A 22,699-nucleotide genomic window follows, 5' to 3' on the forward strand; every position below is an offset into this window, starting at 1 on the left:
AACCTCCAATAGATTACTCGTCCATAGAACAGATACCTTAGCTAGGCTCAACCAAATTTTAAAGCTACGATTACGTTAACCCAATGGTTGCTTCATACGCCAAAAAAGTGGTGAAAACCACAACACATTTGGCATTAATTATTTTTTATTCAAGGTGTTGCATTTTTTTGGTTATGCGTCTCAAGCAACGGTGACCTAAGTCAAAAGAGCCAAAAAGCCAGCTTACAAGCAGGTTTTTTATAGGCAAATTTTTTCCCTGAGTTCACGTGAATGTCAGCAACGCAGGCTTAAGTAAGTCATGCGCTTTCAGAGGATTAATAGCTTATGCTAACTTTTCACTCTAATCCGTTTTGGACATCACGCAAGTGATTCATCTAAGGTTTGTTCAAACCTCAAAGCATCCTTCCTCATTATGTGGTCAATACTCCTAAATTCATCCCGAAGTTTGAAACGATAAGAGATTTTTGTCGGAAGATCCTTACCCATAATTACGTTAGTCAAGAGTGCCAATGCGACATCAGACAACCTGGGATTGTTCTCAAGTTTGATGTAACAACGTACGACCACTTCCACCAGATATCTCTTGAATGCAGGAGATAATTTCTCGCTTGGGATGATGTATTCGAGCATCACCCCAAGGACTTTGGTCGCTTCTTTAGAAATATAGTGCTGGTCAAATTTATCAGCGGAGCGTGTCGCCTCCGGAATCTCTGAATCATCAATGAGCGCACACTGTTCGGCCCAATCGGTAGCGATACTAATTAAGCGGTAAAGAAGATAATGAAACGGTGTCGGCCATTCCTGATAGGTTTCTTCATCGGGTGACGTATCCATTTGCTTCAAAATTTTTTCTGCGAAGTGCCCGAAGTAATGCAACCACATATGGTCTTGCAGGCCCTGATGAATACCCTCATGGACCATGATCTCAAAGAGCGTTAAGCCCGAATTGATCGGGCAACGAAATCTTCCTGAGTCATAGTAGGATCCCAATGATTTGTTCAACCTCTCGGCTAGTTTGTTATCTTCATCCAGTCGCCGACACACCGCAGTGCCAATGGCATTATCCAGACCGTTATTCATCGCCAAAGTTGCATCGGCGAAGAAGAATCGAAGTAATCGGTTGTTCTCCGGTAGCAGCAGACGATTTCCACGATGCAGATTTTGGTTATTCTTTAACTCCACGTAGAGGCGGCTTCCCGGTGCATCGAGTAACGCATCCATGTAGTTTTCAATGAAGTCGGAGCGTATCACTTCGTCGGCTTGAAGGAGCTTGAGACAAAAATGCGGGTGGCTAAGAGCCAGGTGAATTGTCAGCTCAGGAGAGGTGACTAGATTTAAGAGGATTTCACGGGCTTCTATGTTGGCCTCTTTGCGAGCCAAACGGCACGACTTCAAATACTGGAGTAAAGGGCTTATGTATACGCGCCAAGCTGGTCTTGCTTTAGGTTTAATCCCGTTAAATAGAGCAGACATGTCAATGTTGGGTTTGTCTAGATGATTAATTATGCGAACAAGCCAAGATTGCTGCTTAGTTAAGGAAATAAGTTTCGACAATTGGGGTTCAACTAGCAACACCAACTCGTCGTAACGCTTTGTAAGATGAAAATTTTCAATTAGCTCGCGGAAGATGCGAACTCTTCCTCTGGCCAGTTTAGGAGACCTTGTGCGCCAAAAGTAGTATAAGGCGACAGAGAGAAGAAGTAGGTAAACCGCACTTGAGCTATTGAGCCCCCATTTCCATGGCCCTAGGCTGTAGTACAGCCCAAGCTTCTCTAAAACAGGAGCAAATACTAAATAGTGAATGAGGAGAAAGACCACGCCACCGATACACCAATCCCACCAAGCCATGCAGAATCGAAGTCGTAGTCTGCTCGTAGGAGATATCAACGCCCATACAGCGGCGATGACGCCCAGTATTGTGAGTAAGCTGGTTGTGTCAATTTGGGAAGGAGCTGTCATGGCGTGTTTTTTTATCCTTTCGTTAATTAACAGAGATTACACTCAGTTAGAGCGAGAGACATGCATTAAGTGTGTGCAGCCTATAGGACCATGTAATGCTCATCTTTTCTCAGGACTCTAGTAGGAGTCGTAAGCTCATCAGATACTTTTTAGCAATTTGGCATCAGGCAAGCGTCCTCGTGAAGTTTTCTACACTTTTGGCTCAAAGCTGAGCTTCAGAAAATTTGTACCCATTTTGGCTTACGACAATTAAGTCCGGCAGCATTTATGAGATAATCACAGTCAATATCGCTTTGTATACATTGGCGACCACTAGCATAGGGATTAACCCATAATGAGGTTTCCTCTCATCAGGGGTTCGCTCCCAAATCGAGGGAACCGATTGTTTTTCATAAAAAAGAGAACGCATTTACATGACTAAATCACCAACCAAGAAAGCTGGCAAAGGCTTCGAAGAAACACTTTGGGATACCGCCAATCAGCTGCGTGGCAGCGTGGAATCCTCCGAATACAAGCACGTAGTGTTGAGTCTGGTATTCCTGAAATTTATCAGCGACAAGTTCGAAGCCAAGTGCAAGCAACTGATCGCCAACGGCCAGGAAGCCTTTGTCGATATGGATGTTTTCTATCAGCAGGATAACGTCTTCTTCCTGCCACCAGAAGCCCGCTGGTCTTATGTCAAAGCCCGAGCGAAGCAAGATGACATCGCGGTGATTATCGACACGGCCCTTTCTACTATAGAAAAACGCAATGCGTCGCTGACCGGTGCCCTGCCGGATAACTACTTCTCCCGTCAGGGATTAGAGGTGAAAAGGCTCGCTTCTCTCATTGATACCATTGAGAACATAGACACCCTCGCCAACGAATGCGATCTGACCGAGGAGGACTTGGTAGGTAGGGTTTACGAATATTTCCTTGGCAAGTTTGCAGCAAGCGAAGGCAAAGGTGGTGGCGAGTTCTACACCCCCAAAGCAGTAGTGACCCTGCTGGCTGAAATGCTTGAACCTTATCAGGGCAAGATCTACGACCCCTGCTGCGGCTCAGGCGGTATGTTTGTGCAGTCCCTCAAATTTGTTGAAAGCCATCAAGGTAAGAGTAAAGACATCGCTATTTACGGCCAGGAGCTGACCAGTACCACTTATAAGCTGGCCAAAATGAACTTAGCGGTGCGCGGGCTTTCCGGCAATCTGGGAGAGCGTCCGGCCGATACCTTCTTTGCCGATCAGCATCCAGATCTCAAGGCCGATTTCATCATGGCCAATCCACCCTTTAACCTGAAGGATTGGCGTAACGAGGCTGAGCTTACCAACGATCCGCGTTTTGCAGGTTTTCGCACTCCTCCTACCGGCAACGCTAACTATGCTTGGATCCTGCACATGCTCTCCAAGCTGAGCGAAGACGGCACTGCGGGCTTTGTACTGGCCAATGGCTCCATGAGCTCGAATACCAGCGGCGAAGGAGAGATCCGTCAAAAGCTGATTGAAGATGACCGTATCGAATGCATGATTGCCTTGCCGGGGCAGTTGTTCTTCACTACCCAGATCCCGGTCTGCCTATGGTTTATCAGCAGAAGCAAGCAAGCCAATCCTCAATATGGCTACCGCGATCGTCGCGGCGAGACCTTGTTTATCGATGCCCGTAATCTTGGCGCTATGGTGAGCCGCACCCAAAAAGAGCTGACTAAAGAGGATATCGCTAGCATCGCTGATACCTTCCACGCTTGGCGCAGCAGCGAGAGTGAACTCAAGCGCCGCATCGAGGCCAAGGAGCTCGGTGTTGAGAAGTATCTGGACCAAGCCGGTTTCTGTAAGGTTGCGACCCTTGATGAGATGAAGGCTAACGACTTTGTGCTGACTCCTGGCCGCTACGTGGGTGCAGCTGATATTGAGGATGACGGCATCGCTTTTGAAACCAAGATGCAGGAGCTGACCCAAACTCTTTATCGACAGTTGGATGAAGCGGCAACGCTGGATCAAGCGATCCGTGCCAATATGGAGGCGTTGGGTTATGGAGAGTAAGAGAAAAATTTATAAGCTAATTGACCTAGTCAGCCTACGCAACGGGGCGGCCATAAAGCAAGAATATTTTACCGATGATCAATTTGGTATAGACCTTATAAAGGTATCAAATTTTACAAAAGACTCCATTGATATTACCGGTGTTACAAAGGTTGATATTGAGCATGCAAGAAAGTGGGTTTCCCATCGAATAAAAGCTAATGACATTTTAATTGCGACTGTTGGTTCTTGGCCACCTAACTGGTCATCTGTTGTTGGCAAGGTAGTAAGGGCTCCGATAGAAACGCAGGGCGCAATACAGAATCAAAATACATGTAGCGTTATTCCAGGTGACTTAGTTAACCAAAATTACCTTTACTATTTACTGAAAACAAAATGCTTTTCTGAATGGGTGGTTAATGTAGCGCAAGGTAGCGCTAATCAGGCGCGAGTCCCAGTGAAAAAAATTGGCGACTTCCTAGTTGAGTTGCCACCTATTGATGAACAAGTAAAAGTTTCAAAAACTCTTGATGCGTTAGATGTAAAGATCACCCTCAACCGCCAAATCAACCAAACCCTAGAGCAAATGGCACAAGCGCTGTTTAAATCTTGGTTTGTTGACTTTGATCCGGTGGTCGATAACGCCTTGGATGCAGGTTTTTTCGAGCAGGATTTAGAGTTTTCTGATGAGTTACTGCGCCGTGCTGAGTTCCGTAAAGCTGCGCGTGAAAGCAGCGATTTCAAGCCATTATCGAACGATATTCGTCAGCAATTCCCTGCCGCTTTTGAAGAGTGCGTCGAGCCTTCATTGGGTTTGGAAGGATGGATACCTAAAGGTTGGCAGGCTGGAGAACTAGGTGATGTTCTTTTACTAAGAAATGAACGGATAAAACCATCGAGTGAAACTAGACGTATTCCATATGTGCCAATTGAATGCATTGGTACAAAGGAACCACTCCTTTCAGAATCAAAATCTGGTGAAGAAGCTAACAGTAGTCTGATTTTGTTTAAGGAAGGGGATATTCTATTCGGAGCAATGCGTCCATATTTCCATAAGGTATGCATTGCTCCATTTAATGGAGTTACTCGCTCAACAGTTTTTACTCTCACAGCTAAAGATTCGGAATCCCTATATTTCTCTTTTTTCCAAGCATATCAAGAATCAACTGTGAAATATGCAACCCTTCATTGTGAAGGATCAACCATCCCATATGCTAAGTGGAAAGGTTCGCTAGACCGAAAACCTATAGTTTTGCCTACAAAAGAAGTACAACATTTGTTTCATCAGCGGGTCAAATCATTTATTGAATGGGGCAGCTCGAGTAATGAGCAGTCTCAAAGTCTTTTAAAAGTACGAGATACTCTTCTACCCAAACTGATTTCTGGTGAACTTCACCTCGATGAAATTGAGACCGAACTCGTCAGTTAAGTACGCGGGGCGATGTAGCGATGGGTTACGTAGCCCTATAACCATTAACAACCGAACAATAAGCCATTGCCATGAGCCATATTTTCACGGAAGCGAAGCTGGAACAGGCCATTATCTCCCTACTAGGGCAGCGCTCGAATGCGGAAGGCCAACCCTGTTACCCTCATTTTGTCGGTAGCAATGTGCCGCGAAAAGATAAAAGTGAGGTGCTGATTACGGATGACCTGCGCCAGTATCTGGCCAACCAGTATCAGGCTGAGGGGATCACGCAAGGGGAGATTTCTCACATCCTCCACCAGTTGCAGACGCTTCCTGCCAGCGATCTCTATCAGAGCAATAAAATCTTTTGCCACTGGCTCAGCAACGGCTTTTTACTTAAACGTGAAGATCGTAATAAGAAAGACCTCTATATCGAGCTGATGGATACCAGCACCTTGTCAGAGCAGTTAGCCTGCTTATTTACAGGGCATGGCGAAGAGATGGTCGAGGTGGGTAATAATATCTACCGGTTGGTTAATCAATTGGAGATAGAAGGTCAGACCGGTGACGGCGGGCTGCAACTGCGCATCCCCGATGGCATCTTGTATGTGAACGGCTTGCCGCTGGTAGTATTCGAGTTTAAATCGGCGGTACGTGAAGAAGAAGCCACCACCTATGACGCCTGGCGCCAACTTTGTGTGCGTTACAAGCGCGATATTCCTAGGTTGTTTGTCTATAACGCGCTGTGTATTCTCAGCGATGGGGTGAATAATAAGCTGGGAAACCTGTTTGCACCTTACGAGTTCTACTACGCTTGGCGTAAGGTGAACGGTAACGAATCCACCGAGCAAGATGGCATCAGTGGTCTCTACACCCTCATCCAGGGGTTATTTCATCCGGTCCGTTTGCTGGACGTGTTGAAGAACTTCGTTTTCTTCCCAGACACCAGCAAACAGGAAGTGAAGATCTGCTGTCGCTACCCGCAGTATTACGCCGCCCGCAAGCTTTACTACAACATTAAAAAAGAGCGCAAGCAGATAACGGCCATTGGGGAGAATATTGGTGGCACCGGTAAAGGGGGAACCTACTTTGGTGCCACGGGCTGCGGCAAAAGCTATACCATGCAGTTCCTTGCCCGGTTGTTGATGAAGAGCGTCGATTTTGCCAGTCCGACCATTGTTCTCATTACCGACCGCACCGATCTCGATGAACAGCTCGCGAAGCAATTCTGCAATGCTACCGCTTTTATCGGCGATGCGGTGATTGAACCGGTCACCAGCCGTCAGGATCTGCGAGATAAGCTGGCCGGATGCGCCAGCGGCGGGGTATTCCTGACCACCATCCACAAGTTTACTGAAGATATTCAACTGCTCTCCAATCGCAGCAATATTATCTGTATTTCTGACGAAGCCCACCGAAGCCAGATAAACCTCGACCTGAAGATCAGCATCGATGCTGAAACCGGAACGGTGAAAAAGACCTACGGCTTTGCTAAGTATCTACACGACTCGTTGCCTAACGCTACCTATGTTGGCTTTACCGGCACCCCTATCGACGCCACTCTGGATGTATTTGGCCCCACCATCGATAGCTACACTATGACCGAGTCGGTTAACGATGAAATCACGGTGCGGATTGTCTACGAAGGGCGAGCTGCCAAAGTGGTGCTTGATAACAGTAAGCTGGAAGAGATCGAGCAGTATTATCAAGAATGCGAAAAACTGGGTGCCAGTGAACACCAGATTGAAGAGAGCAAGAAAACCACGGCCAATATGAATTCCATCTTGGGCGATCCGGATCGCATCGAAGCATTGGCCAAGGATTTCGCCCAGCATTACGAAAAACGGGTAACAGAAGGCTCGACCATTAAAGGCAAGGCGATGTTTGTTTGTGCCAGCCGCGAGATTGCCTACGATTTCTATAAGAGTCTGAAGCTACAGCGCCCCGATTGGTTCGAGGCGAAACAGGCTATCGATGGTGCCACTCTTACCGAGCAAGAGAAAAAAGAATTGATGAGTCTTCCTCTGGTCAATATGGTCATGACCCGGGGCCAGGATGATGAAGAGGCCATGTATAACTTGCTCGGTACTAAGGAGTACCGCCGGGAGCTGGACAAGCAGTTCAAGAATCCTAAGTCCAACTTCAAAATTGCCATTGTGGTGGACATGTGGCTGACCGGTTTTGACGTGCCTGAACTAGATACCATTTACATCGATAAGCCGCTGCAAAAGCACAACCTGATCCAAACTATCTCGCGTGTAAACCGCCGGTTTGAGGGTAAGGAAAAGGGGTTGGTAGTCGATTACATCGGCATTAAAAGCCGGATGAACATGGCATTGGCCATGTACTCGAAGGCTGATAAATCCAACTTTGAAGATGTCCAACAGTCACTGATTGAGGTGCGTAATCACCTGCATCTGCTTGCTCAGATATTTCATACGTTCGACAGCCGTGATTACTTCTCTGGGACACCCACTTTGCAACTAGACTGCCTCAATAGGGCCGCCGAGTTTGCCCTGCAGACCAAGAAAATTGAGCTTCGTTTTATGGGATTGGTGAAACGCCTGAAAGCCGCCTATGACGTTTGCGTTGGCAGTGAAGAGATCACCCAGGAAGAGCGTGAGCGAATTCATTTCTATCTGGCCGTGCGTTCTATCGTCTACAAGCTTACAAAGGGCGATGCGCCGGACACCGCGCAGATGAACCAGGAAGTGCGTGAGATGATTGCCGAGGCGCTCAAGGCTGAAGGAGTAGAGGAGATCTTCACCTTAGGCGAAGATAAAGCTGAGACCATCGATATCTTTGATGATGAGTACATGGCTCGCATTGGCAAGATCAAGCTGCCTAATACCCGGATGCAACTGCTGCAAAAGATGCTGGCAAAAGCTATTAGTGATTTTCAAAAGGTGAACCAGCTTCAGGGCATCAATTTCTCCAAGCGTTTCCAAGCATTGGTTGAACAGTACAATCAGCGTAAAGAGAACGACGTGCTCAACGGCGAAGAGTTCGACGCTTTCACCCAGCAGATGGCCGACATGATCTACGACATTAAGACCGAGATGATGTCGTTTGCTGATATCGGCATCGACATGGAAGAGAAGGCCTTTCTCGATATCCTGGCGCATATGTGCGAGAAGTACGATTTCACCTATGACAAGGATAAGATGTTGGAATTGGCCAAGGATATGAAGGTGATTGTCGATGACAGCGCTCAATACCCCGACTGGAGCAACCGCGACGACATCAAGGCTAAACTGAAAGTAGATCTTATCCTTCTCCTACACCGCTATGGCTTCCCCCCGGTAGCCAATGATGAGGTCTACAAGAGCGTGCTGGAGCAGGCGGAAAACTTTAAGAAGTATTTGCATAGCTGATTTATCAATTTGAGGTTTGGTATGAAGTCTCATGTGTGACTGATTGCCGCCTCAAATGGGGATAGATGCGAGACCATTATCTCAAGTATTGTAAAAATCCGTGGGTAGCAGGTCACGTTGTCAGCGGGTGTTTTTAATCAAAAAGATAAAACTATGTAATGTTTGTGATGTTTACCCTTGATTGTTTTCCTTACCTGATCAACCCTTGAGCAAGGCCCAGTTCAAGTGACGTCAGTAGGTGCACATTTGCACTGGCCTGCATGTAATCAGGATATCAAAAAGAGAATAATCAGGATGAAAGCCAAAGAAGCAAAATTACTCGATTTTCTACGCACAGCCCCGCAGTTAGTTATACCTATCTATCAGCGTCTTTATTCTTGGAGTTTGAAAGAGTGTGAGCAGTTGTGGGACGATATTATTCGCTGCGGTAAAGATGAAAGTAATAACGGTCATTTTATTGGTTCAGTAGTGTATATTGAGCATGGCCTTTATTCTGTTACGTCACAGTCTCCGTTACTCATAATCGATGGACAACAGCGTGTTACTACAGCCTCTTTGTTAATCGCAGCCTTAGCTGAGGCTGTAGGACAAGACGAGTTTATCGAGGGGTTTAATCAGGAACAACTACGCGGATTTTATTTGACCAACCCGCTGTTGTCTGGCGAAAAACGTTATAAATTAGTATTGTCTCAAACGGATAATGCAACGTTACGCGCTATTGTTGACAGGAAATCGCAGCCGGAAGCTTACTCGATCAGGATTAAAGAAAATTTTGAGTTTTTCCAAGATAAATTAAAAAATAAAGAGTTACAGGAAACAGTATGTAAAGGACTTAACAAGCTTATTGTGGTCGATATTTCATTGCAGCGTGGTTATGACAATCCACAGTTGATTTTTGAGAGTATGAACTCAACAGGGAAGAAGTTGAGTCAGGCTGATTTGATCAGAAACTACATTTTAATGGGGCTGGATAACGAAAGTCAAACTGAGCTGTATAATGACTACTGGCGAAAAATGGAACTGCTTTTTGGCCAAGAGGCTTACTCAGAACAGTTTGATTTCTTCATGCGTCATTATTTAACGGTTAAAACCGGCGAGATTCCGAAGGTTGACGACGTTTATGAGACATTCAAGCAACATTTCTACCGGAGTAAACAGTCAGTTGATTCCGTTGTTGCTGATATTTACCAATATGCGGTGTATTATTGCGCCATTGTACTCGGAGTAGAAAAAGACAAAAAACTAAAAGAGGTATTCCAGGACATCCGTGAACTGCGTATGGACGTGGCATATCCACTCATTTTAGAGCTGTATAATGATTACCAGGGTGAAAAGCTACAACATTCTGAGTTCGTTACTGTTTTGCGATTAATAGAAAGCTATGTTTTCCGTCGGGCAGTATGTGCTATTCCTACCAACTCAATGAATAAAACGTTTGCCGGTCTCAGTAAATGTTTCAAAAAAGATCGCTATCTGGAAAGTGTTCAAGCGGCATTTATTATGCTTCCTTCATATCGTCGTTTTCCTAGTGATGACGAGTTTAAACGAGAAATAACTCATCGCGATCTGTATAATTTTAGAAGTCGTAGTTATTGGCTTAGAAAATTTGAGAACTTTAATCACAAAGAGCGTGTTCATGTCGAAGAATATACCATCGAACATATCATGCCTCAGTGTAATAATAATGTGGAGAAAGTACCTTTAGTATGGCAGAAGACGCTCGGTACCGAATGGCAACGTGTGTGGGAAACTTGGCGCCATACACTAGGTAACTTAACGTTGACTGGTTATAACTCTGAGTATAGTAATAAATCCTTTACTGAAAAGCGCGACATGGATGGTGGATTTAAGCACAGCCCACTTCGCTTGAATGAGGGATTATCCATTGTAGAAAACTGGGACGAGCCTGCAATTCAAGCTCGAGCCAAAACGATGGCTGAGAAAGCCAGTATTGTATGGCCAGCAGTGGATCTGTCCGTAGAGGTTCTTAATACATACAAACCTGAAGATGAAATCAGTCGTTCCTACAGTATTGACGATCATCCACACTTAGCAAAAGAGCAGGTGAATGTGCTGTTTGAGGTATTTCGAAAAGCAGTATTAGCGCTTGATCCTTGTGTATCTGAAGTGTTCCTTAAACTCTATATTGCTTATAAAGCCGAAGTTAATTTTGTGGATGTTATTCCTCAGGCTAAGCGTATATTACTTTCTCTAAACATTCCGATTTCGGAGCTCGAGGATCCTCGAGGTTTGAGTCGAGACGTGACGAAGTTAGGCCGCTGGGGGAACGGTGATGTTGAGGTTGCTTTTGAAAATAAAGAAGATTTATCTTATATAATGGCATTGGTGACTCAAGCTTTTGAACGGCAGATGGAAAGTTAGTTTTATTTGTTAAAACTAGACAAACTGTTCTTACTGATATGTAAGGACCGTTTGTCTAAGAATTAATTTAATGAGTATATTTCATATAACTATATGATTTATTTATAATTTTTTAGTTTTCTTTCATAATCGTTCAGAAGAAAATCTTTGTATTTGTCAGGTAAAAGTGCAACCTCACCCCAGGTAAGTTCTTTGGTCCAATATCCTGTTCCTACTGATTCAATTGATGCATAGAACACCACTATGCGGTTTTCAGCTTTACCTGAAACAATACCTCTTGGCTCAGCGACTTTATTCGGGACTCTCACTCTAAAATCGGCATAGCTCTTCGGAGTTGCTAATTTAATCCAAATGGTTGAGTGATTAATATGCTTGTCTATTTTAGAAACCTGACCAAAGTAAAAATTAGGGATTTCAACTTCATTGTTTATGTGATTGACATCCTTTAAAGTATCGCAGAAAAGATAGCGAAGAGAGTGACCTGACTCATCAACAATGAATATCTCCCTATAATAGTTTTTTCTAAAATTGGCACAAAGAGATTGAATGCTTGTTATTTTGCTGGGTAATTTAAATGTTTGGCCATTATGTCGTGCTACAGGGACATTGACAATCGGACCATCTTTACTTTCATAGTAGGTGTCAATCGGCTGTTCGTCACCATTGTGAGGTTCACGAGGAGCATTCTCAGGCTTCTCTTGCAAAAATCCATTGATAACGATTAATTCCTCGTCCTCAACAGCTTTCTTGGCCTCTTCTTCGTTAGAGTAACGTTTCCCTGTAACGGACCCGCTTCTAAGTAAGCAGAAAGGAGCATCAAGATCTGGCAAATGACGAAATAAAGCGTCTCGGCCATTAGACATTATAGACGATTCAGGATCTGAAGGTACTCTTATGAGGGGTTCGTAGCATTGAGGGCAAATTAAATGACTTTTCATAACTAATTGATAGTCAAGTGGTTCAACTTCATTACGGATAAGTAGTGGAATACCATGGATCCGTTTGTCCCAGTTAGGATCATAATAAGCATAAGCTATACGCCGAGTAATCATAAGAAAATCTCCGCTTTATAAATTATCAATATAATGGTTTATAACAAATTAAAATGAGTAAGTGAATCTGTTTTATACTATTTTTCACTTATTTAAGTCAGGGGTGTAATTATTGGTTTTATATTTATTGTGTCTGGAGTAGTTAATGTTGGTTACTATTGGGTGAGGTGAATTCAAGTATATAGTTCTATTGAAATGGGGCTAACGATGTTAGCCCTGAGCTTTACTGATTTCTTGTAATTATTTGATTTATAAATAAATTTTATGTGAAGCTATTTTCGTTTCGGCTATGGTGAAAATAAAATTAAATGATATTTTTAAAAATAGGATGGTATAACTATTTTTCTATAGACTCTTTCAGCTCCAACTTCCCCATCAGCTGCTTATTCACTTCTTTCCCATCCACCCCACTATGAATCCGCCGATGGCAAGTCGGGCAGATGGCGCCCACCCACTGCGGGTGATCGGGGCCTTCGTCGGCTAAGCGTTTGGTGTGGTGGGGTTCGAGGTAGGGCTCGCCGTTCCTTCTCTTGAATGGGGCCGGCTGGTCGCAGGCTTCACAGATACCATTGGCGCGCTTGAGCACGTATTTTTTTACGTCTTCGCTGCGTTTGAACCAGGATTTTTTGCTGTCGCTCTGTTGGCGCTGGCCAGATTGCTGTGAGGACTGCAGTGCCTTCTTGCGCAACTGTTCGAGCGTTTCTGTCTGCGTATCGGCTTCATCGGTTTCTGCTTCTTCTTCAACCGCGTGCAGTGATGAGACTTTAAACAAGTTAAAGGTAATGCCTTGCCGCAGGTTATTTTCTAAGTCTAAGCACTGAATATGATCCCAAGAATCGCACTCAAACATGCCAAGATAGCGGACGCCTTTTTCTTTCTTGTTGTCTTCGAACAGGAAGATGTCTTTGCCGTCTTTTTTATGGTCGCGGATGGATTTATTACCCCGAATAAATTCCATAGGGCCTTTTTGGCCTTCTCCCGTATAAGAGAAGCTGCCTTCGGCTGTCCATCCATCTTTATAGCCGTAGGTTTCGCCGCTTTCTCCGGTGAAGATAAAGATCACCGAGAATTCCCGCGGGGTCCAGATACCGCCTTGCAGCTGCCCGCCGTAGAGCTCGATCAGCGCTTTGCGTGTGTACAGTTTGCCTTCGGTTAAATAGTCAAAAGGATGTGGCGTTTCGACGATCTCAAAACCGAGAACTTTGAGAAATTGGATGGCTTTTTCCGTTCCGCTATCGGTGTTGATTCCCTTTAACGGATAGCCATGCTGCTCACTGTATGCTCTAGCGGCAATGCCTCGTATATCGTACTTCTCGCCATTATAAAGAAGGGTGTGTTTTTTAAATCGCTTAATTTTATGTTGTTTTAAGAATTCATCTCGGCCAAGTTTTTTATATTCTTCGATGGCTTTTAAAACGGATTCTTTTGAAGATAACGCCTCTATTGCAGTTGCCAAAACCACTCCCTCACATTGCCGAGTAGACTCTGAGCAATGTGCTTGCTGACGAGAGCAGTATGCATCAATACCCAGCAGTTAACTCATCGATTTACCGAATGCGTTAACTATGCCAGGTAGGGGAGGAAATGCCTACCTTGATGAATGCTTTTGTTGTGATATGTCAGTCAGATCTATTGTAAATCCTGAGTGGGAAGGGCGATGAGCATCGCCCTGATTGCCATTTATGTTAGCCGCAGGCTTCCATCTCCCGCAACGCCCGCCCATACAGGTTACACAACGCAGGAACCAGATGTGCCGTGGCGTTGAGGTAGTGATTCATTTGCTCCCAGTTTTCGGCATCCAGCTGTGGGTGCTTTTGCAGCAAGTGGCCGAACAGCATCAGCCCGTGGCACAAACCTTCCGCCTGTTCGGCAGAGAGGGCGGCCAGGTCTAAAAGTTCTGAGGGATTGAAAGCGCTAAGATCGAGGTGGTTAAACAGTTGGCGGTAGAGGGTAAGGGGGCTTGCAACGGATTCTGTAGTGGGAACCTTTGTCATGGGTGCATCTCCGTATGTCATTAGTTAATGACTATCACCAGAGACGCTAAACTCGGGTGGTAGCCCAGACGGGGTTAGCGTCACCGGGACATACGAACCGGCGCTTCTTGCGAAGCCCCCGCCTGAGCCACCATTATTTGGAGTGAACTAAAGCTGCTGCATTATTACATAATACAGCGGTAGTATGTCAGATTCGGAACGCTAACTCCGGCTGCGGATTTGGCCGCAGCGGAAAAACTATAACGTTATCAGTAAAAGGAAAAAATAAGCTGTATGGAATTACAGTTTATTTACTTTTAGGATTGGAATGTACCTCGCAATTCGGCATATCATCTTTGCGTTGAATTATTAGTCATCCATTCATGGATTATATTTATTCATGAAAATGTATAAATAATGGAATATGATGAAAGCTAATTTCTTACTTATCGCTTTCGGGGCAGCATTACTGAGCGCCTGCACTGGCGACTGCCTCGATCAGCGCTATGCGCCGGACACCCCTATCACTGCCCATGCTAAAGCGAATGGCGACATCTGCATCTATCCGTCACCAAAGGAAAACGAAATGCAAGATACGCTCTATCTCATTGGTGATACGGATGAGAAATTGATTGAGGTGGCGAATCAGGATCTGAAAAAGGGCATTTGCGTTACGCAGAACGATTACCCGTTTCATGAAAATCATATCTACAGCATGAGGCTGAATTTTATACCGATTGATAAGCGCAGAAATCTGCAGGATGTTTCCGGCAGGGCCTTTATCGCTCACTTCAAAGTGAAAAGATTCAATAATCACTTTGCTATCGAAAACATCCAATAACGAGGCGCTCTATTGAAATAACAGTGCTTCAGTGATGTCCGAATCTTGCAGATAAGGTGCAGGTCAATTTGGCGTTAACCGTTCCAGTATTTATCCTTTCTAGAGCTTATGTTACTCATACGGCTTTGCTAATTCACGGATGAACGAACATGGCGAATGAAGATGAGCTGCGTATTGCCTTATCGCCAGTGCAGCTTGCGGCGGTGCTTTCTGATGAGAGTGTCACTGAAGGTGAAACGCTCAGTAACCGTCTGCTCGGCGGTTTGGGGCTTGCCGGTGGTGTCGTTGAGCTGATGGGGGCGGGGGTGTTGTGCTATACGCCGGATCCGACGTTTATCACCAAAGTCGGGTGCGTGGTGGTGGGAACGCATAGCCTGGACAGCATCAAGGCCGCTTCCAACCAGATGATTACCGGGCAGCCAACGACGACTGACACTTATCAGTCTGCCGTTTTATTGGCGCAAACACTGGGTGCCGATCGGGAAACGGCCTATAACGTCGGTTTAACGGTCGATATTGCCGTGCCTTTTGTCTTTGCCGGAGCGGTTGGCGCAGCCAGAGTCGCATCCGTGCGCATGGGGCGGGTTAAGCTGATTGAGCACGAGTCCGTTAGCGGTAAATATCCGGGCGGGCACACATTGGCTCGACATATAAACATAGCTCCGGAAGCGCTTATTGCCAGGCTAGCCAGGCGCCCGAAACTGATCGCAGCAAGCACCTTCAGATCGGTAAAGGAGGCCGAAAAGTATGTTTCTGTCACGGTAAAGGCGAACCGCGCAGATATTGTGAATTGGATGAGGTACGCGTCTCCCGGCAGTCGTCTGAGCGTGTATCACAATTTCACAGAATCCGTAGGTTACGGCGTGTTACGCGGCAGTGCTGACGTCTATCAATGTCACCGGGTTGGCGTTGTGATTGAATTTACCCGCTATAATGGCAAACCTTACTTTATCCTTAGCGCTTTCCCTGCGAGATAAGCCGATGAAAACCAGCGAACTTGATAACCTGATCGTCGTTTATTTTGGTCAAGATTATGACCTGATAAATGCAGAGGGCGATATTACTGCGCTGATCGCAGAGTACATTCGTCTGGCGACTCGTCAGCAGCGCGAGGCTTTGGTCAATGAGATCGATGAGCTACTGGCGCAGGATAATGTGGAGTCATTATTCAATCAACGTTTCGGCTTTACCTTCAGCCCGGAGCTATGGGGAACCACGGTTTCCGCATTCCTGCAACAGGCCAGAAGCGCTGCAGTGAAAGCGCTTTGGGCACCATCGTGATTCGCAATCACTTCAGCGAGCTCAGTAGCTTATTCAGTATTTACTTCGGTCAGGATTATGATCTGTTTACTGATGCCGACACGGCCGAGGGGGTGACTGACGGCTTCCTTGAGCAAAACGGCAGTCAAGTCATCCGCGATATCCTCGAGGAGACTAAAGAATTTCAGGCCGCCTATGCGGGGCGTATAAACGAGGGCATGGCGGAGCATTTTTCAGATGAATTTATGCCGGAGAGCTGGGGCACTACAGCGGTAGCGTTCTTTGCCATATTGCAACGAAAAACAGAGCAAAAGCTGGAGCAGCTTAAACGAATTTAAGCCCCCCAACCCCACCGCTCAAACCTTATCAGCCTCAACCTACCCCAAATCCCCCCCATTGCTGGCGATCACTTTCTTATACCACCAAAACGATTTCTTACGGGTGCGGGCGAGAGTGCCGTTGCCCTGGTCGTCGCGGTCGACGTAGACAAAGCCGTAGCGCTTGCTCATTTCGCCGGTCGAGGCGGCCACCAGGTCGATGCAGCCCCAGGTGGTGTAACCCATCACCGGCACGCCGTCGGCGATGGCGTCGGCCATGGCGCGGATGTGTTCGCGCAGGTAGCTGATGCGGTAGTCGTCCTCAATCTCGCCTGTTGCATTGAACTCGTCGTGCGCGCCCAGGCCGTTTTCCACCAGGAACAGCGGCTTTTGGTAGCGGTCATACATCATGTTCATGGTGATGCGCAGCCCCAGCGGATCGATGCCCCATCCCCAGTCGCTGCGCGGCAGGTGCGGGTTCGCCAGCGATTTCACCACGTTGGCGGCACTGCTGTTGTTGTCGTTCATGTCGGCGGAGGCGCAGCGCGAGGCGTAGTAGCTGAAGGAGACGAAGTCGACGGTGTGCTTCAGGATGTCGGCGTCTTCCGGCGCCATCGCGATGCTCACGCCTTTATCGCGGAGGACGCGGGCGGCGTAGGAGGGGTAAGCGCCGCGCGCCTGCACGTCGATAAAGAACAGATTCTCGCGGTCTTTCTCCAGCGCGGCCCACACGTCTTCCGGCTTGCTGGACCACGGGTAGAAGTTGCCGCCGGCCAGCATGCAGCCCACCTGGTTAGCGGGGTTCACTTCGTGGGCGATGCGCGTCGCCAGCGCGCTGGCCACCAGTTCGTGGTGCGCGGCCTGGTATTTCACCTGTTCGGGGTTCTCGTCCGCTTCAAACACCAGCCCGGCGCCGGAGAACGGGCTGTGCAGCAGGATGTTGATCTCGTTGAAGGTCAGCCAGTATTTCACCAGCCCGTCGAAGGCTTCGAAGCAGGTGCGGGCGTAGCGGGTGAAGAACTCCACCATCCTGCGGCTGCGCCAGGAGCCGTATTCGGTCACCAGGTGCATCGGCACGTCGAAATGGCACAGGGTCACCAGCGGCTCGATGCCGTATTGGCGGCACTCTTCGAACAGGCTGCGGTAGAAGGCGATGCCCTCGGGGTTGGGCGCCAGCTCGTCGCCGTTGGGGTAAATCCGGCTCCAGGCGATGGAGGTGCGGAACACGGTAAAGCCCATCTCCGCCATCAGCGCGATGTCGTCGCGGTAGCGATGGTAGAAATCGATGGCGTCGTGGCTGGGGTAAAACTCGTCGTTGCGCAGGCTAAAACGCTTCTCCAGCCCGAGTTTGACCGCCATGCGGTGCGGGCCGTGCGGGATCATATCGACGGTGGTCAGCCCTTTGCCGCCCTCGCGATAGCCGCCTTCCGCCTGGTTGGCGGCTAAAGCGCCGCCCCATAAAAATCCTTTAGGGAATGTTGAGTCAGACATGCAATCCTCAATACCCGTCATACTTGAAGCTGCATCCGTGTTGGCTGCGTTCACTCACCCGAATCACTTACTTGTGTAAGCTCATCGGGATTCGCTCTCTTGCCGCCTTGATGCCGCTCCAACTATTTAGGGTATAAATATACGTTAATGCGTTGCGCTGGCGGCGTTCGCCGCCGGTGCGGTTTGGCCGGGCGCGGCGGCGTTTTCCGGCAGATCCTCGAAGCCCAGCATCAGCGTGAGCGCGAACGACAGCACCACCGAGAGCGCCATCACCGCCACCACCCACACGATGCTCATCGGGTTGGCCGGATCGAAGAACTGCACGCTGGTGAACAGCCCGGGCGAGGCCATCGAATGGCTGGCCAGCCCGCCGATGCCGGCGACCGCGCCGCAGACGAAGCCGCTGATCAGGCTGGCGATCAGCGGCCGCTTCAGGCGCACCGCCACGCCGTACAGCGCCGGTTCGGAAATCCCCGCCACGATGGCGGAGGCGGCAGCGGCCAGCGCGGTCTGGCGCAGCTCGCGGTTCTTGGTTTTCAGCGCCACCGCCAGCGAAGCGCCGCCCAGCGACAGGTTGGCGCCGATCTCCGAAGGCATCACCATGCCCTCTTTGCCGGTCTCGGCGATGGTCTGGATGATGGTCGGGGTGAACACCCGGTGCATGCCGGTGATCACCAGCAGCGGCCAAATCGCCCCCATGATGGCCACGGAGAGCCAGCCCAGGTAGCCGTGCACGGTGTAGACCAGCGCAGAGATGCCGCTGCCGATCCAGATGCCGAGCGGGCCGATAAGCAGAATGGCGATCGGCGCGGCGATCAGTACGATCAGCATCGGCTTGAGGAAGTTTTTGGTCACCGCCGGGGTGATGCGATCCACCCCGCGTTCGATGTGCGACAGGATCCAGGTCATCACCAGTGCCGGGATCACCGTGTAGGTGTATTTCACCGCCGTCACCGGGATGAAGGCGAATTCCACCGCCTGGCCCTGCGCCGCCTTGGCCATCAGATCGATAAAGTTGGGATGCACCAGCACCCCGGCGATGGCGATCGCCAATGACATGTTGGTTTTGAACTTCAGCGCCGCCGAGGCGGCGACCATCACCGGCAGGAAAAAGAACGCGCCGTCGCCGATCACGTTGAGGATGACGAGGGTCGAGGAGCCTTTTTCGAATACCCCAGCCATATCCAGGATCATCGCCAGCAGCTTCACCATCGAGCCGCCGATGATGGCGGGGATCAGGGGCGACATGGTGCCCACCAGCGCGTCGAGAATGCCGGCGCCGATGCCCTTGAGGGTGAGCTGGCGTTTTACCGGGGTAGCGGGGGCCGCCGGGCTCGGCATGCCGAGTGCCAGCACCGCTTGATAGGCCTTGGCCACCTCGTTGCCGATGATCACCTGGCACTGCTCGCCGTTGTGCACCACGCCCAGCACGCCATCGATGGCCTTCAGTGCCGGCGTGTCGATCTGGGTTTTGTCTTTCACCACGAATCTCAGGCGGGTCATGCAGTGGGTCATGGCCTCGATATTGCCCGTGCCGCCCAGGGCGGCCACGATGGCGTGCGAGATCTCTGCGTAGTTCTTCGGCATGGCGTGTCGTCTCTCAGATAGCAATTCGGATAGCCCAAAGGCGAATATTTACTGCCTGGGCGATCCGTCGTTCCATTCGTATGAAACGCCCATAAGAAACCGGTTTCACAAAATCATGTATTGGTGTTTTGTTGTTGGCAAGAACTATGATTTTTGGTGTTTCGTTTTCGTGATCTGGATCGCCAGAGGTAAGTACGCATCGACGCACAGGGGCGTGAAAGCGTTCCAAACGCCGGGCGTCTTGGGTAGACTGCGCTGAACCCATGGATTTTGGCGGCGCACAGATGGCAACGATACTCGAGGTGGCGAAAAAGGCCGGCGTTTCAAAGGCGACGGTGTCGCGCGTGTTGTCCGGCAGCGGCTATGTCAGCGAGGAGAAACGCGCGTTGGTGGATAAAGCCATCGCGGAAACCGGCTATCGGCCCAACCTGCTGGCGCGCAGCCTGGCGACCAACACCACTCAAACCCTCGGCCTGGTGGTCACCAACACCCTCTACAGCGGCAACTATTTCAGCGAACTGATGGCGCAGTCGGCGCGCATCATGGAGGCGAACGGCCGCCAGCTGATCCTGGCGGACGGCAAGCACACCGCCGAAGAGGAGCGGGCCGCCATTCAGTTTTTGCTGGATCTGCGCTGCGACGGGGTGATCATCTATCCGCGTTTTCTGTCGATTGCGGAAATGGACGAGATCGTCTCCCAACACCGCCAGCCGATTCTGGTGATCAACCGGCGGCTGCGGCTGAACGACAGCTACTGCATCTTCAGCGATCAGCACGCCGCCGGCGCGGCGGCGGTGGCGCACCTGATCGTGCGCGGGCATCGCGACATCGCCTTTATCACCGGTTCGCTCGATTCCCCCACCGGGCTGGAGCGGCTTTCCGGCTACAAATCCGCGCTGGCGCAGCAGGGCATCGCGGTTAACGAGGCGTTGATCGTCGAGGGGAAATGGCATGCGCAAAGCGGCGTGGCGGCGGTCGATGCGCTGCTGGCCGGCGGGCAACCGTTCAGCGCTATCGTCGCCGGCAACGACGAGATGGCCATCGGTGCGATGAAGCGGCTGGCGGAGCGCGGCGTAGCGGTGCCGGAGGCGGTATCGGTCATCGGCTTCGACGACATCCCGCTGGCGCCCTATACCGTGCCGTCGCTGTCGAGCATGAAGATGCCGGTCACCGAGATGATCCAGGAGACCATCAACCGCCTGCTGTCGATGCTGGACGGCGGCGAGCTGAGCAAACGCCCCAGCTTCCCGGCCAGCCTGATCGAGCGCGACTCGGTGGCGGCGGGGCCGTATTTTCAAAAGAGGTAAAACGGTCGGATTGGCTTATTCTTCGCCACGGTAAGTCATGTAAATTTTCTGTACTTCAGGATCGTCCATGCTGCCGTAGGAGATATTTTCTTTATCCAAGCCATCCAGGCCTTATTTTGCAGATAGCCGTTGGCATCAAAATCGCCGAAAGGATCAAACATCATGCTTTGAATTTCTTGCGAACGGCTCTCTGTTCGCGGAAATAACGCCCCTGAAGACTGAGAATTTCAGACTTGGTCAGGACACCTTTTCGTTTAAGGTTAACCAGTAATTGTTCCACCTCATCCAATTCGACAGCATCGTCAGCCAGACCGGTAATGGCCACCGCCATACGGCTCATGCCGTCGCGGTAATGTGTAATTTCATGGTCTTTAGCCAGTTTATGGACATAGCTGGCAACGTTAACGATAGCTCTTTGGGTCATGGGGCATCCTCCATTATTGGTCATATTTTAGCATGCCAACACGGCGATGTCGCTAAAGCGCAGCGCGTTGCGATGCGTCAGCGTGCCCCGTGGGCGCGGTTTTTCGCCCTTACCCCAGCCCCCCAATCCTTCCCCGAATCTCCTCCTCCGGCAGATCCACGCCGATAAACACCAGCGTACTCTTGCGCTGTTCCTCAGGCAGCCATTCCCGATCCCAGTCGGCGTTATACAGCCGCTGTACGCCCTGGAACAGCAGGCGGCGCGGCTCGTCTTCGATAGACAGAATGCCTTTGTAGCGCAGCAGGTTGTCGGCGTATTCCAGCAGCAGGCCTTCCATCACGTCGGAGATTTGCATCAGCGGCAGCGGGCGCTCCAGCGTCACTACGATCGAGCGGATGTCGCTCTGCGGCTGCGGGATGCGGCGGAACAGCGGGGCGGGCGGCGTCAGGTTGAGCTTGTCGTTCAGCGTAAAACCTTCGATGTCGAACAGCACGCTCAGATCGATATCGCCGTGCGTTACCTGGTAGACCGGCGCGCGAGCGTTCATCCGCTGCAGCCGCTGGATCAGCGCCTCGCAGTCCGGCGCCACGTCGGTTTTGGTCAACAGGAGGCGGTCGGCGTAGCCCACCTGCGCCTGGGCGATGCTGAACTGGCTCAGCTGCTGCTCGGCGTGCGCCGCGTCCACCAGGGTGATGATGCCGTCCAGCAGGAAGCGCTCGCACAGGATCTCGTGCGAGAAAAAGGTCTGGGTAATCGGGCCGGGATCGGCCATGCCGGTGCATTCGATGATCAGCCGATCGAACGCCAGCAGGCCGCTGTCGACGCCGTCCAGCAGATCCAGCAGCGCGTCCGCCAGTTCGTTGGACTTGCTGCAGCAGATGCAGCCGTTGCTCAACGTGGTGATGCGGCTGGCGCGATCGCCGATCAGCGCGTCGTCGATCGGCACTTCGCCGAACTCGTTCTCGATGACCGCGATTTTATAGCCGTGTTCGGCGTTCAGGATGTGGCGCAGCAGGGTGGTTTTGCCGGCGCCCAAAAAGCCGGTCAGGATGGTGACTGCAATGGGTTTCATACAGGTCCTTGTGACTGCGGGTTAACAGCAGCGCATGCCGCCTTTGCCGTCGCCGCCGTAGCGCGCTTGCTGGCGCTCGCGGAAAAATTCTTTATAGGTCATCACCGGCTTGTCCGGGTGGTTGTCTTTCATGTGCTGGACGTAGGTATCGTAGTCAGGCACGCCCACCAACATGCGCGCCGCCTGCCCGAGGTACTTCCCCGCCTGGCCGAGATTTCCGAACATAGTTTCTTACTCCCAAATACCCTGCTTACC

The 22,699-nt window shown here is 49.7% G+C and carries 18 protein-coding genes; 9 read left to right on the forward strand and 9 right to left on the reverse strand.

Annotated elements, in window-relative coordinates; all coding sequences use genetic code 11:
* Positions 1–357: 357 nt before the first annotated feature.
* Positions 358–1,848, reverse strand: coding sequence for a hypothetical protein (locus tag QDT79_RS06795; RefSeq protein WP_507200859.1), 1,491 nt, complete (start codon positions 1,846–1,848; stop codon positions 358–360).
* A gap of 524 nt (positions 1,849–2,372) precedes the next feature.
* On the opposite strand from QDT79_RS06795, the gene QDT79_RS06800 reads away from it, so the two are divergent.
* The 4 genes from QDT79_RS06800 (at position 2,373) to QDT79_RS06815 (ending at position 11,120) form a co-directional block, all read left to right on the forward strand.
* A complete protein-coding gene (locus QDT79_RS06800) occupies positions 2,373–3,977 on the forward strand; it encodes a class I SAM-dependent DNA methyltransferase (RefSeq protein ID WP_308316318.1) in 1,605 nt (534 codons plus the stop codon).
* The gene (locus tag QDT79_RS06805) at positions 3,967–5,385 is read left to right on the forward strand and encodes a restriction endonuclease subunit S (protein WP_308316319.1); all 1,419 of its coding nucleotides are present in this window, start codon (positions 3,967–3,969) and stop codon (positions 5,383–5,385) included. Before QDT79_RS06800 ends, QDT79_RS06805 begins: the two co-directional genes overlap by 11 nt.
* Before the next feature lie 71 nt (positions 5,386–5,456).
* Positions 5,457–8,738, forward strand: coding sequence for a type I restriction endonuclease subunit R (locus tag QDT79_RS06810; protein WP_308316320.1), 3,282 nt, complete (start codon positions 5,457–5,459; stop codon positions 8,736–8,738).
* A gap of 294 nt (positions 8,739–9,032) precedes the next feature.
* Positions 9,033–11,120, forward strand: coding sequence for a DUF262 and DUF1524 domain-containing protein (locus QDT79_RS06815; RefSeq protein WP_110157250.1), 2,088 nt, complete (start codon positions 9,033–9,035; stop codon positions 11,118–11,120).
* A gap of 98 nt (positions 11,121–11,218) precedes the next feature.
* On the opposite strand, the gene QDT79_RS06820 is transcribed toward QDT79_RS06815, so the two are convergent.
* The 3 genes from QDT79_RS06820 to QDT79_RS06830 all read right to left on the reverse strand — a co-directional run bounded on the left by QDT79_RS06820 (position 11,219) and on the right by QDT79_RS06830 (position 14,166).
* On the reverse strand, positions 11,219–12,172 hold the full coding sequence (locus QDT79_RS06820) for a hypothetical protein (protein ID WP_308316321.1): 954 nt from the start codon (positions 12,170–12,172) through the stop codon (positions 11,219–11,221).
* 337 nt (positions 12,173–12,509) lie between these two features.
* The gene (locus tag QDT79_RS06825; RefSeq protein ID WP_308316322.1) at positions 12,510–13,628 is read right to left on the reverse strand and encodes an HNH endonuclease; all 1,119 of its coding nucleotides are present in this window, start codon (positions 13,626–13,628) and stop codon (positions 12,510–12,512) included.
* Between the two features lie 229 nt (positions 13,629–13,857).
* On the reverse strand, positions 13,858–14,166 hold the full coding sequence (locus tag QDT79_RS06830) for a hypothetical protein (RefSeq protein ID WP_308316323.1): 309 nt from the start codon (positions 14,164–14,166) through the stop codon (positions 13,858–13,860).
* 406 nt (positions 14,167–14,572) lie between these two features.
* Between QDT79_RS06830 and QDT79_RS06835 the strand changes: the two genes are divergently transcribed.
* The 4 genes from QDT79_RS06835 (at position 14,573) to QDT79_RS06850 (ending at position 16,584) form a co-directional block, all read left to right on the forward strand.
* Entirely contained in the window at positions 14,573–14,986 is a 414-nt protein-coding gene (locus QDT79_RS06835; RefSeq protein WP_308316324.1) for a putative T6SS immunity periplasmic lipoprotein, read from the forward strand.
* A 149-nt stretch (positions 14,987–15,135) separates the two neighbouring features.
* The gene (locus QDT79_RS06840; protein WP_308316325.1) at positions 15,136–15,963 is read left to right on the forward strand and encodes an RNase A-like domain-containing protein; all 828 of its coding nucleotides are present in this window, start codon (positions 15,136–15,138) and stop codon (positions 15,961–15,963) included.
* Positions 15,964–15,967: 4 nt separating this feature from the next.
* Positions 15,968–16,267: a contact-dependent growth inhibition system immunity protein gene (locus QDT79_RS06845; RefSeq protein ID WP_308316326.1), complete on the forward strand. Its 300-nt coding sequence runs from the start codon at positions 15,968–15,970 to the stop codon at positions 16,265–16,267.
* Positions 16,252–16,584, forward strand: a complete 333-nt coding sequence (locus QDT79_RS06850; protein WP_308316327.1) for a contact-dependent growth inhibition system immunity protein — start codon at positions 16,252–16,254, stop codon at positions 16,582–16,584. The genes QDT79_RS06845 and QDT79_RS06850 overlap by 16 nt, the downstream gene beginning before the upstream one ends.
* Positions 16,585–16,623: 39 nt before the next feature.
* Here QDT79_RS06850 and QDT79_RS06855 read toward each other — a convergent pair whose 3' ends face one another.
* Positions 16,624–18,054 carry a 6-phospho-beta-glucosidase gene (locus QDT79_RS06855; protein ID WP_308316328.1) on the reverse strand — a complete coding sequence of 477 codons (1,431 nt, stop codon included), beginning with the start codon at positions 18,052–18,054 and terminating at the stop codon, positions 16,624–16,626.
* Positions 18,055–18,198: 144 nt separating this feature from the next.
* Positions 18,199–19,641: a PTS cellobiose/arbutin/salicin transporter subunit IIBC gene (ascF, locus tag QDT79_RS06860; RefSeq protein ID WP_308316329.1), complete on the reverse strand. Its 1,443-nt coding sequence runs from the start codon at positions 19,639–19,641 to the stop codon at positions 18,199–18,201.
* A gap of 284 nt (positions 19,642–19,925) precedes the next feature.
* Between ascF and QDT79_RS06865 the strand changes: the two genes are divergently transcribed.
* The gene (locus QDT79_RS06865; RefSeq protein ID WP_308316330.1) at positions 19,926–20,948 is read left to right on the forward strand and encodes a LacI family DNA-binding transcriptional regulator; all 1,023 of its coding nucleotides are present in this window, start codon (positions 19,926–19,928) and stop codon (positions 20,946–20,948) included.
* A 160-nt stretch (positions 20,949–21,108) separates the two neighbouring features.
* On the opposite strand, the gene QDT79_RS06870 is transcribed toward QDT79_RS06865, so the two are convergent.
* The 3 genes from QDT79_RS06870 to QDT79_RS06880 all read right to left on the reverse strand — a co-directional run bounded on the left by QDT79_RS06870 (position 21,109) and on the right by QDT79_RS06880 (position 22,669).
* Complete coding sequence (locus QDT79_RS06870) at positions 21,109–21,372, reverse strand: hypothetical protein (protein WP_063991538.1); 264 nt, start codon at positions 21,370–21,372, stop codon at positions 21,109–21,111.
* Between the two features lie 109 nt (positions 21,373–21,481).
* A complete protein-coding gene (gene yjiA / locus QDT79_RS06875) occupies positions 21,482–22,444 on the reverse strand; it encodes a GTPase (protein ID WP_308316331.1) in 963 nt (320 codons plus the stop codon).
* Between the two features lie 21 nt (positions 22,445–22,465).
* Positions 22,466–22,669, reverse strand: a complete 204-nt coding sequence (locus tag QDT79_RS06880) for a YbdD/YjiX family protein (protein ID WP_004953088.1) — start codon at positions 22,667–22,669, stop codon at positions 22,466–22,468.
* Positions 22,670–22,699: the final 30 nt, after the last annotated feature.

The organism is Serratia marcescens, assembly GCF_029846115.1.
Lineage (GTDB): Bacteria > Pseudomonadota > Gammaproteobacteria > Enterobacterales > Enterobacteriaceae > Serratia > Serratia marcescens_L.